Annotated in this window: 1 protein-coding gene; it reads left to right on the top strand. The window is 42.2% G+C overall.

Annotated elements, in window-relative coordinates:
- Positions 1-225, top strand: a 225-nt coding sequence (locus CBI42_RS12225; protein ID WP_142294182.1) for a glycosyltransferase, incomplete at both ends; no start/stop codon positions are given.

Here is a 225-nt window from a genome sequence, read left to right as displayed (position 1 = left end):
TCATTGATTATTTACCGAAAATACTGGACGAAATTCCCAATGCCATCTTGATGATTGTTGGGGATGGTCCCGCCAAAGATGATTTAATGAGTCAAGTTCACGCATTGCAGTTGGATGATCACGTTATTTTCACTGGAGAAGTTGAAAATGACCACGTCAATGCATTTTATCGGGCATGTGACGTCTTTGTATCGACCTCCAAGTCCGAGTCACAAGGACTCACAT

This window comes from Streptococcus sp. KR, assembly GCF_002238115.1.
GTDB lineage: Bacteria > Bacillota > Bacilli > Lactobacillales > Streptococcaceae > Streptococcus.
Note: the sequence above shows the minus strand (reverse complement) of the source record. Positions and strands in the feature narration are given on the sequence as shown.